The 12,376-nt window shown below is 27.2% G+C and carries 8 protein-coding genes and 1 pseudogene; 3 read left to right on the top strand and 6 right to left on the bottom strand.

What is annotated here, in order from left to right; all coding sequences use genetic code 11:
• Positions 1 to 101 precede the first annotated feature (101 nt).
• The 3 genes and pseudogenes from NQ543_RS04025 (at position 102) to NQ543_RS04015 (ending at position 3,323) form a co-directional block, all read left to right on the top strand.
• Positions 102 to 1,034 carry an Abi family protein gene (locus tag NQ543_RS04025; protein ID WP_004610423.1) on the top strand — a complete coding sequence of 311 codons (933 nt, stop codon included), beginning with the start codon at positions 102 to 104 and terminating at the stop codon, positions 1,032 to 1,034.
• Between the two features lie 285 nt (positions 1,035 to 1,319).
• Positions 1,320 to 1,628 (top strand): annotated as a pseudogene (locus tag NQ543_RS04020) (transposase); the annotation flags it as partial.
• A 486-nt stretch (positions 1,629 to 2,114) separates the two neighbouring features.
• Complete coding sequence (locus NQ543_RS04015) at positions 2,115 to 3,323, top strand: Fic family protein (protein WP_004610421.1); 1,209 nt, start codon at positions 2,115 to 2,117, stop codon at positions 3,321 to 3,323.
• A gap of 566 nt (positions 3,324 to 3,889) precedes the next feature.
• On the opposite strand, the gene wecB is transcribed toward NQ543_RS04015, so the two are convergent.
• Genes wecB through NQ543_RS03985 form a run of 6 tightly spaced genes read right to left on the bottom strand, consistent with a single transcriptional unit; the run spans position 3,890 to position 12,365 of the window.
• Positions 3,890 to 5,074 carry a non-hydrolyzing UDP-N-acetylglucosamine 2-epimerase gene (gene wecB, locus NQ543_RS04010; RefSeq protein WP_004610420.1) on the bottom strand — a complete coding sequence of 395 codons (1,185 nt, stop codon included), beginning with the start codon at positions 5,072 to 5,074 and terminating at the stop codon, positions 3,890 to 3,892.
• 3 nt (positions 5,075 to 5,077) lie between these two features.
• Complete coding sequence (locus NQ543_RS04005; protein ID WP_039904666.1) at positions 5,078 to 6,277, bottom strand: polysaccharide biosynthesis C-terminal domain-containing protein; 1,200 nt, start codon at positions 6,275 to 6,277, stop codon at positions 5,078 to 5,080.
• A 1-nt stretch (position 6,278) separates the two neighbouring features.
• Positions 6,279 to 7,322, bottom strand: coding sequence for a nucleoside-diphosphate sugar epimerase/dehydratase (locus NQ543_RS04000; RefSeq protein ID WP_004610418.1), 1,044 nt, complete (start codon positions 7,320 to 7,322; stop codon positions 6,279 to 6,281).
• A gap of 18 nt (positions 7,323 to 7,340) precedes the next feature.
• Positions 7,341 to 8,882 (bottom strand): lipopolysaccharide biosynthesis protein, encoded by a 1,542-nt coding sequence (locus NQ543_RS03995; RefSeq protein WP_004610417.1) that lies wholly within the window; start codon positions 8,880 to 8,882, stop codon positions 7,341 to 7,343.
• 14 nt (positions 8,883 to 8,896) lie between these two features.
• Entirely contained in the window at positions 8,897 to 11,209 is a 2,313-nt protein-coding gene (locus NQ543_RS03990) for a polysaccharide pyruvyl transferase family protein (RefSeq protein ID WP_004610416.1), read from the bottom strand.
• 10 nt (positions 11,210 to 11,219) lie between these two features.
• Complete coding sequence (locus NQ543_RS03985; RefSeq protein ID WP_039904551.1) at positions 11,220 to 12,365, bottom strand: glycosyltransferase family 4 protein; 1,146 nt, start codon at positions 12,363 to 12,365, stop codon at positions 11,220 to 11,222.
• Positions 12,366 to 12,376: the final 11 nt, after the last annotated feature.

The following is a 12,376-nucleotide window of genomic DNA, read 5'->3' as shown; positions in this document are numbered from 1 at the left end:
CAATTAGTCTAATTATTGTATTTTCTTTTGCAAAATTAAACATATATTAGATTATAGAATTATAAAATGATATAATTTCCATAAGGAAGTGATTTATATACATGAATACAACTAGAATTCATAAAAAATCTTTAGATATCAAAAATCGTATACAAAAACTAGAAAATAGAAATCTTATCTTAGATGATTCTAAAATGCTTTATGATTTTCTTAAGAAAAAGACAACCTATTATCATTTAACAAGCTATAGATTTCTATTAGATAATTATGATAAAACAATGGATAATTATAATAATCATCGTTCAAATGAACTAATTGCTTTATATGAATTAGATAAAGAGTTATCTTTTCTATTTTTTAATGAAATTAGAACTATCGAACAGTCACTACGTGCTCATATTGCTAATCTTTGCCATGAAAATGATGGAGTAACTTTTAAATTAGATGAAACAAACAAAACAGTGATTTTAGAAGAAAATTATTGTAAAAATGATAATCGTATCAAATTTATAGCTGATACTAATTTTAATAAGAATATTAGTAAGCAGCTTTTCAATGATATATATAAAATGAAAGAAGATCCGGCTATAAAACATCATCTTAATGATTATCAAAAAATAATACCTCTTTGGGTTATTATTAATTATGTTAGCTTTGGTACTTTAGTAAGACTAATTGAATGCTTTACAACTGCGAAACTTAACGAATTTATGAAAGGAAAAAGTTATAAAAAAGCTACTTCAGCTTTTGATCCATGTAGAACATATTTAAAAGCAATCCAAATGCTTAGAAATAAGATATCACATCATTCAAATATTCTTGGCAAAAAATCTCCTTATCATGTTAAAGGATATAGTTATTCGATTTATTTTATCGGTTATTATGGTATTTCAGCCTGGGCATCATTTCTTTTGAACGATTCAAATACTTCCATTCGTTTAAAAAAAGAAATAAAAAATATAATTAGAAAAATTAATCGCACTTATAATACTACATTTGATTTTACAATTTTTATGTGTAAAAATATAAAATAAATCTTTACAAAAAGTAAAATCTATAGTAATATAGTGGTACGTTGTGTGAGGACCTGCGCGCCTCACACCTTTTTATTATAATTTTTAAAATCATTAATCATTAAACTATCTTTAAATCTTAGATTTCTTTTTAAACATTTTTAAATATCTGCAAAGCCTTATTTTATAGCTCTACGAACATTTTATGTTTGTATTAACCTTCGCCTATTTTTTTATATTTTCCCTGTTAAACATAGTCAAAATCGTGATAAATCTTTCTTATGCGATAAGATACTGCACTGATACAACTATTCTAAATCTTCTCGAATCATAAAATTTGCAGAAGTCGCTCCCTTACACTACGAATCAAGTCAATTTAATGCACAACATAAGGCAATTACCAAGAAAAGATCGAAATATTTAAGGAAGACCTTATATCAAATTATACTTCCTGTGATTAATCATAACCCTGTATTTAAACAATACTATCAATTAAAAATTTCCCAAGGTAAAGGACATCGTTGTGCTCAAGGACATTGTGTAAGGAAATTGCTTAAAATTATTTATCACCTCTTATCTACAGATCAAGAATTTAATCATGAACCATTAAGATAATAAATAGCTATATACAAATTTTAAAAATAAGCCTGTAAAGATTGTTTTTGTCATGCCCAAAAACTACAAATCAATATTCACTTTTCAAAAAACTTATTAGTTAACTTATAAAACTCAGCATTTAAATATTTTCAAACTTTTTCATAAAAATCACTTGAATTTTATATAGTTAACTTTAAGTATAGAACATTCACTAATATTTTTAATATCTTGATTATTAAGTTTATAACCGTAAATCATTAAACGTATTAATAAATTGTTGATCTTCTTAATAATTTAGATAAACAAATCAAGATATTTAGTTTTTAGACTATACACTAATCAAATCTATTATCTATTTTTCATAAATAGTACCTTTTAGGTATTTTTAATTATAAATTTATAAGAAAAATAGTATATATTAATAGTTAAAAATATAACATATGAAAAAAATGTTTGATTATTTTCATATGTTATGATAATAATATAAAAAAAGAGGAAAATATTATGAAATATATACAATTAAAAAAGATGTTTCATATTGATGAAAACAAATGTAATGAATTATATTTTAAAAGATTTAATAGTGAAACAACTAATCATTTAGAAATAAAATTAAATAACGAATATGAATGTTTTTACTTAATCAATGATGAAATTTTATCTTTGCTTGATAAAATCTATATGCTAAATACATGGTTAGAAAAAACTATGGCTTCTGATGCATTACCAAATTTAGCAAAAGAATATTTAATCATTAGCACCCTTGTCGAGGAAATTAGAAGTTCTAATCAAATGGAGGGGATATATAGTACACGAAAAGAATTAAAAGATATGCTTATTAATAATACTCCTAAAAATTATAAAAGATTTTCAGGAATGATTAATAAATATGAAAAACTAAGGAAAGAACAATTTCTAAAATTAAATTCAGTATCGGATATTAGAGCATTGTATGATGAAATTCTTCTTGAAGATGTTATCAACGAAGATGAAAAAGATAAACCTGATGGTGTGATATTTAGAAAAGGTAGTGTTGAAATTAGTTCTGGAACTAAAGTTATTCATCAAGGAATTGTGGGAGAAAATAATATTATTGACATGATTGAAAAATCATTAAAAATACTTAATAATGAAAATATTAATTTTTTAATAAGAATTGCTGTGTTTCATTATTTATTTGAATATATTCATCCTTTTTATAATGGTAATGGCAGAATGGGTAGATTTTTAGCAAGTGGTTATTTAGCTAATCATTTAAATATATTATGTGCACTTCAGTTTTCTATTGCTTGCACACATAATAACAAAAAATATTATGAAGCCTTCACTTTGACAAATGATATTAGAAATAAAAGTGATTTAACTGTTTTTATCATTTATTTTTTAGAAATATATTTATCAGGTCTTCAAGAATTGAAAGAAAAAATTGAAGATACGATTAATGTGTACAATTATACGGTAAAAAAATTATGTAAATACGTTGATTCTAAATACCAGTCATTAGTTGAATTAATTTTACAAGTCACATTATTTGGGATTGAAGGTTTTACAATGACGCAACTTGTTAAAATCACTAACTACAGCGAACAAAGCATTCGAGCAATAATCAAAAAAATTAATCATGAAAATAATATTATTAAAATTGATCAACAACACAAACCATATAAATACAGTATAAATCTTGATGTTGTTTCTAAATTAAAAGAATTATAGGTTATTTTCTATAATTCTTTTAATTTATACAGGTTGTAGCTCTTTAACATAAATTTTATCAAAAATATTGATAAAAATACAAATAAACCTTTACAACAAAACATATTTATTCTAATATATACATACGTTGTGTAAGGACCTGCGCGCCTTACACTTTTTATTAAAATAAAAACATCCTATCCTACAATGATAATAATTTAAAATGTTTTTTAATTATATAGTCTTAATTCATATTATCATCTAATGCAAATCCAATAAAAAGGCACTTTTATTAAATGTTTTAGATAAATATAATATATGAGACTGAAAGATGCAAAAAACTGAGTGACTTTTTACCCCGTTTTGATTTAGTGTCTAAAACCCTAGGTTATTTTAAATTGCCTTATTATATTTGCTTACCACCGCTACATTATATATTTACAATAAAATTTTAGTTGAATTTCAATCTTTAATATATCTCGATAAATCTTATTTTTAATTTTATACGCTCATATTCTTTAAATCACAATAAATGTACAACATGTTTACCAAGCAAAAAAATAACCTAGTCTTAAACTAGGTTAACATTAATATTTTCTCCATACCATCTTATTAACTACTCCAGTATATGACTGTATCAGTTTTACTACCTTTGTACTTACATTCTCTTCTATATAGTCAGGTACCGGTATTCCTATATCACTATTATCATTCATCTCTGCTGCTGCATCTACTGCCTGTAATAATGATTTTTCATCTATCCCTGCTAAGATAAAGCACGCTTTATCTAACGCTTCTGGTCTTTCTGTACTTGTTCGTATACAGATCGCTGGAAACGATTTCCCTATTGATGTAAAAAAACTGCTTTCTTCTGGTAATGTTCCACTGTCACTTACTACTGCAAAGGCATTCATCTGTAAGTTATTGTAGTCATGAAATCCTAACGGTTCATGTTGAATTACTCTTGAATCTAGTTTGAATCCTGATTCTTTTAGTCTTTTTTTGCTTCTTGGATGGCATGAATATAATATTGGCATATCATATTTTTCTGCCATTTTATTGATAGCATTAAACAGCGATAAGAAGTTTTTTTCAGTATCGATATTTTCTTCTCGATGAGCACTTAATAAAATATAGCCTTTTTCTTTTAGACTCAGTTTTTCTAAGATCTTTGATGATTTGATCTGTTCTAGATTATTATGTAATACTTCGGCCATCGGTGAACCTGTTACATATACTCTTTCTTTTGGCAGTCCACATTCATGTAAGTATTTTCTTGCATGTTCACTGTATGCCAGATTGACATCTGAAATAATATCAACGATTCTTCGATTTGTTTCTTCTGGCAGACATTCATCCTTGCATCTGTTTCCAGCTTCCATATGAAAGATAGGGATATGCAATCTTTTAGCACTGATGGCACTTAAGCAGCTGTTAGTATCCCCTAAGATAAGCAATGCATCTGGTTTGATTTGATTCATAAGCTTATAAGAACAGTTGATGATATTGCCAACAGTTGCACCAAGATCATCACCAACTGCATTCATATAGACATCAGGATCATCCAGTTTTAAATCATGAAAGAAGATCCCATTTAAATTATAATCATAGTTTTGACCAGTATGAGCTAAGATACAGTCAAAGTATTTACGACATTTATTAATTACAGCAGCTAATCTAATAATTTCAGGTCTAGTTCCTACAATAATCAATAATTTTAATTTATCATTTTCTTGCCATTTAACATTTGAATAATCTGTAGTTATTTCCATTAGTTATACCTCCTCATAATAGGTATCAGGATGATCAGGATCAAATGATTCATTTGCCCACATTACTGTTACTAGATCTTCACTATCTGATAAATTAATGATGTTATGTGTATATCCTGGTAACATATGAATTGCTTCAATCTTATCACCTGATACCTCAAACTCAATTACTTCATCACTACCTATCTTTCTTTCCTGAATCAGTCCATGTCCCGATACGACAATAAAGAACTCCCACTTGCTGTGATGCCAGTGCTGTCCTTTTGTGATCCCTGGTTTACTGATATTGACTGAAAACTGTCCACAGTTTTTTGTTTTAAGTAATTCTGTAAAACTTCCTCTTTCATCGATATTCATCTTCAAAGGAAATATTGTTTTTTCCTCTGGTAAGTATGATAAATATGTACTGTACAGTTTCTTTGCAAAACTGTTGTTTGGAATTTCCGGCATAACTAAGGTATTTGGCTGTGCTTTGAAGCTGTCTAACAGTTCAACAATATGACCTAATGTTGCTTTATGAGTTGTCGGTACATAACAGTATTTTCCGTCTTTATCTTCAATTGCATCAACTCCGTCAAATATACAATGATGTTCTTTATCTTCTAAAATATCAAGCATTTCATTAATTAGATCATCAATATATAATAATTCAAGTTCAACACTTGCATCATTTACCTGAATCTCTAAATCATGAGCATAATTGTAACAGAATGTTGCTACCGCACTGTTATAATTTGGTCTGCACCACTTACCAAACAGATTAGGAAAACGATATACATATACTTTTGTACCTATTTCATTTGCATAATCAAAAAACAGATTTTCACCTGCAAGTTTACTTTTTCCATAATCACTGTCTGCATATCGCCCAATCAATGTTGCCTGAATAGATGATGAAAGCATCACACCACATTTATTATCATATTTCTTTAATGTATCTAACAGCCTACTGGCAAAACCAAAGTTACCTTTCATAAATTCACTTTGGTCTTTAGGACGATTAACTCCAGCTAAATTAAAGACAAAATCACAGTCTTTACAGTATGTATCTAACAGTGATTCATCACTGTCGGTATCATATTCATAGATATCTTCAATATTTAATGATGGTCTAGTTCGATCTTTACCATCTTTGATATTTTTTAATGAAGCCACAAGATTTTGTCCCACAAAACCTTTAGCTCCTGTTACTAAGATTTTCATTTTATTTATTCTCCCATTCATTCAGTTCATCTCTTACTAACTTGACTTCCATTAATTTTTCTTTTACTTCTTTTAAGGTCATCAGTCTTGTATTATTTGAATTGAACTGTGTTAATGTATTTTTCACCATTCCTTCAAAGAAATATTTGTCATAGTTCAAATCTCTTTTATCAGCCGGTACTCGATAGAAATTTCCCAAGTCAATTGCATTGGCACATTCTTCATCTGTTAATAGTGTTTCATACATCTTTTCACCATGTCTAATTCCAATTACTTTAATTTCATTATCGGCATTAAACAATTCCTTTACCGCCTTAGCTAATACTTCAATTGTACATGCTGGTGCCTTCTGTACAAAGATATCTCCACTTTCTCCGTTTTCAAATGCAAATAATACTAAATCTACCGCTTCTTCCAATGTCATTACAAATCTTGTCATCGTTGGATCGGTTACAGTTAAATCATTTCCTTCTTTTATCTGGTTAATAAAAAGAGGTACTACACTACCTCTTGATGCTAATACATTTCCATATCTTGTACACATGATTGCTGTTTTATCTGGATCTACTGTTCTAGACTTAGCTACGATTACTTTTTCCATCATTGCCTTGCTTGTTCCCATTGCATTTACAGGATAAGCTGCTTTATCTGTTGATAGACATACTACTCTTTTGACTCCACTTTCAATTGCTGCAGTTAAGACATTTTCAGTACCCAAAACGTTTGTTTTAACAGCTTCAATTGGAAAAAACTCACAAGATGGTACCTGTTTTAAAGCTGCAGCATGATAGACATAATCAACACCATGCATTGCATTTTTAATACTGTTTATATCACGAACATCACCGATATAAAACTTAAGTTTATGAAAAACATCAGGATATTTAGCCTGATATTCATGTCTCATATTATCCTGTTTTAATTCATCTCTAGAAAACACTCTGATTTCTTTGATATCAGTTTCTAGAAATCTGTTTAATACTGCATTACCGAAGGAACCAGTTCCTCCGGTAATTAATAATGTTTTATCTTTAAATTGTGTCATTTAGGTCTCCCTCCAATGTTATATTTTATTTTTTATATTCCTAATTAAATTAAGATAATATTTAAATTCGTCAGTTTTCGCATAAACTAGAATCAATACTGTCCCAGATATAATTAAACAAATTAAAGCTGAGCATAACCATGTAAAGAAATTTAATCCAACTAAATAAAGAAATTTTTTTATAATATATTTACTACATAGCGCAATTACAAAACAAAATACAAGTCGCTTAATATACATTTTTAAATAGTTATTAAATGACGTTTTAAACCAATGCTTATATATTGTATGTGCATCCATCCAAACACGTCCGCTTAAAAAACATATTGTTGTTCCAAGAAAAACTCCAGTTATTCCAAGATTAGTATATTTTACTAATATAACTGATGAAAATAAATTAACTATACCCTCTATAAGACTTCTATAACGATTTATGTAATATAATTTTCCTACAGCTCCCATAAAATTTGCAATACAATATTGATTAATTGAAATATAAAAATTAAGAACAATTATTGTTACAGTAATTTCTGATAATAAAAAATCCTTCCCAAGCCACATTTCAATAAAAGGTGATATAAGACTATACATACATATTGTGACAATAAATGCTAGCAAATAATTCGCAAAATTAATTTTCTTAAATAATTTTTCTGAATCTTCTTTTTCTTTTTTTAAGGCAAAATTACCAATAGAAGCTGTAATATTTGAAAAAAACAAATAAATCATTGTATCAAATCCATTGATAACCATACTATAATTTGAATAAATCCCAACAAGTAAAGTATTTAGATAAGTTGAAATAATTATATTATCTGTACTTGTTACAATAGTTTGCCCTATTTTCGAAAAAATGCCTGAAGCCATATATTTAGTTATATCTTGCTTTTCTTCTTTTGTTAAAGGCTCAATTACAGCTTTATCTACATATGCATATTTCTTTTTTATTGTGCATGTTATACTAATATTAGAAATCAGTGTATTAATAACATCTGCTATCAAATACAAAATAAAGTTATGAGTTGTGACTAAAATAATTGCTAAAGCAATAAATCTTGTAAAACGGAAAATAATTTGATTCTTAATATTAATATCATTTCTTTGATCAGCCATTAATAATGATCGTCTATATGCTAAAAAGTACGTTACAGCAGTATTAGCAATTGATAACCAATAAATCAAATAAATATCGCTTACATTATTTGGTAAATTAACAATATATTTCAAAAATGGTGTTATTACTAAACCTACTACACATACAAGTATACCTATTATATTATAAGTTTTTTTATAAATTTGCATTAATGCCGCAATTTTTCCACCATCTTTTTCTGCCAAAGGTTTATAAAGAGAGAATACTATTGCCGAACCAACTCCTAACTCCATTAAAGATAGCACCGTCATAATATTTGTAAATAATCCATTTAAGCCCAAATATGCCTTATCAAGAGTGTGTATAAAGATTGTTCTAAGAATAAATGCTAATACTACATCTGATATTTTATAAATGAAAGAAAACCATGTATTTCTTAATGTTTTTTTTGTTCTACTTTCTGTCATCTTCCTACTCCATTTTATTGACGCATTTGAGCTATTTTTCGTCTAAACTTACTAGTAATTTTATTCCCGCAATATTTTTCAATTAATGTATTAAATGGTAGTTTTTTTAAATCTTTATAAAATTTTTGGCTTAAATTATTTATTTTTATAGATTGTAGCAATGATTTATTTTCAATAGTAGAATTTTTATAATCAACCAAAAATACATCCATACTGTTATATAATTCAGAAAAAATTTGTTTACCTTTTTCTGAATGAATCATCACTAGTGATACTCCCTTATTATCATTTTTTTTAGGATAGTCCTTTTCAATTCCCCAATAATCTGCTAGTGTTAAATCAGATTGTCTGTGTATATTTTTAAATGAACAGTTTGTACAAGATTTTCTAAAGAAAATATGAGATAAAAAACCTCTCATGTATAAATCTTCTGTCAGTGGTTTTGAATATTCTGTTCCATCACTAAATTTAAAAGTAACTGAATATTTTTTCCAACCACTACGTTTATCTCTAAATGAAATATTTGTTATATATTTACCAGATTTTTTTTCTCTATATTTGACATATTCTTCCCATACTTTTGGTGATGCAACTCCATGACAAGCCAAATCTACTGTAATTAAATTATCATAATTTTTTCCCAATACTGCATATAATCCACCAATTTGACAAGGCGTTCCAGAAAATAATACTTTCTTTCCATCTAATAAATTATTTTTAATACTTTGATAAGTATCATTTATATCACTTTGTACATATTTACTACCACGTAATTTTTCTATTTCCTTAATATTTTTTATCATTTTGTGTTTTAGTACAAAATTTTGATCAAAAGCTGCTCCATATACGAAACCGCCATCTTTTATTATTTTCTCTGCAAGTAATGTAAAAATACCACCTGATGAGCTCATCATTCTAATATGATCATCTTTATTCATACATGCATATGTTTCAGGCTCTTTATTATCTTCTTTATATTTATTTTTTACTGGGCATTTCCTTTGACAATTACCACAATGAATACATTTATGATAATCAATAACCGGATATAAAAAGCCTTCATCGTTTTTCTTCATACTGATACACTGCTTAGGACAAATTACACTGCAAGCTCCACATCCAGTACATTGATCATAATCACATATATTAAATTTTTCTGTCAATTTTTTTTTTTTAAATATTCTTTCAATTGCATCTTCTAGCGTTTTTCTGTATTTAGGCAAAAAAGTATGAAGTTTTAATTTAATTTCATTTTCATTTGTCATTATATTAACAAATGCATTTGTAAGTGTATTTTCTTCTATTAGTTCATGATATGGTAATACATAACCTTCATATGTTCCAAATAAATCACTTGCAATTCCTTTACTTTTTATAGAATATCCTAAAACCAATGTTGGTATCTCTGATGAATATGCCGCAATAGTAGCATGAGTTCGAGCACCAACAAAAAATCTACAACGAGAAATTATATATTTAAGTTGTTCGCAATTGTATTCTTTATCAATTATAGATATTCGCGAATCATTAAATTGATCTTTTAATTTTTTTAATATAGGATAATCATTAGAATTTTGACTAATACTATACACATGAGGTATCAAACATATTGACATATCTGTTCTTTTTAAAATATACTCAATCAATTTACAAACATTCTTCCATGCATTAGGATTGCTTTCATTAATTACCATTTCACTTAAATTAATTCCTACTGTATTTTCTTCAATAAAACCTACAGGCAATAGTGTTTTTCTATGATTTAGAAAAAAAGCTGGATCACAGCATTTTATAATTTTTGATTCATCTATCCCTGCTTTTAAAAGATTGTCATATGTAATTTTTTCTCTTGCAAAAATATATTTGTATCGCTTTAGATCTTCGAGCACTTCATTTGTTATATTATCCTTTTCTATAGAACAACACCAAAGTATATTATCAATACGATTTAGCGTAGTAAATTTATTAAATGCCATATTGCTTATAGGGCGTCCATAACAATATGTGTCTCCCCCAATTGTCAAACAAACATCATTCGTATTCACTAATTTCATTAACGGAGCATGAATATATTGGAAACCAAAATATGATTTCTTATTAATTTTACGAATTATTATTGAAATATATCTATGTATTTGACTAGGATAATTAGCATATGGAATTATTGTAATTCCTAATTCTCTTACCATAGGTCTATCAAGATCCGGTGCATATGTTGCAACATAAATATCTTCATTATTATTTTGTAATATTTTTACTGTAGAGCGAATTATTGCTTCACAACCACGGTTAATATTTCCAGTTTGACCACACAAAAAATATCTCATATATAACATCCTATCCTTTATACCAATTTTTTTTCAATATTTCTGCAGGACTACACGGTCCAAATTCAATACAATTTTTTCTATCTTCATTTATTAAATTAACAAGTTCTTTAAAATTTAAAGCTGCATTTTTTGCATTCCAAATATCACTTATTGATTTATTTGCCATTATTTGTGTTCTTTTTAAATAATCAGTACTCTCAATATATTTTTTTGTTTTAGCATATAACATATTAATATCAGGAAATTTAAAAACAGCTCCATTTAATCCATCATCAATAAGATAAGGCGTTGCTCCTGCTGTATGACTAGCTAAAACAGCACAACCGCTATTCATTGCCTCATTAATAACCGCACCCCATCCTTCATAATAATTACTTGTCATAAGAAACATATCTGCTTTTTCCATATATTCCCGTACTTGTAGTGGCGTCTTTGTTCCAGCAAGATGAACATAATTTTTCAATTCTTTTTTTTCTAATAATTTTCTAATTTTTTCTTTTAAAGGACCATCACCTATCATTATCATTTCAAATATAATTTTATTACTACAAAGTTTTTCTGCTAATTTTATAGCTAGTTCTGGATGTTTCCAATCCAAAAATCTTCCTACCCAGAGTATTTCAAATTTTTTATTTTTTTTCATTTCCAATAATTCATTCATTTTGTAATTTTTCATTTCTGGAAAATATCCCCATTTAAAACACTTTTCCTTTGGAAATCCTATTAAAGATAAATCATATGCTGTATATGCACTTGCACAAAGAACATATATATTTTTATCACTATATTGTCCAATTCGCTTCATAATTTTCTTTCTTGTCCTTGGAATACATAATCTCCAAGCTCCTTTTTTAAGGAAATGTTCAGAATATAGAAAAGACAATTTATTATATTCCATTCTTAAGCTAATTAAGTCATTCGGACAACTACCAAATATAACTACATCTGCCTCAATAACCTCTTTCTTAACCTTCTCTTTTTCATTAGAATCATAATAATGTAAAACATATTTTGCATCCTGAGATACTTGATATCCTATTGTATCAACATCTTCAGTAGTAACAAAATAAAAATCATCAAATTGCTTCTGAAATTCTTTACAAAGTTCTATTTGATGATGATTTAAAATATTAGACACAAAAATTAATTTCAAAACTTTATCTC

The organism is Thomasclavelia spiroformis DSM 1552 (assembly GCF_025149465.1).
Classification (GTDB): domain Bacteria; phylum Bacillota_I; class Bacilli_A; order Erysipelotrichales; family Coprobacillaceae; genus Thomasclavelia; species Thomasclavelia spiroformis.
The sequence above is the reverse complement of the archived record's forward strand: the minus strand, read 5'-3'. Positions and strand labels throughout refer to the sequence as shown.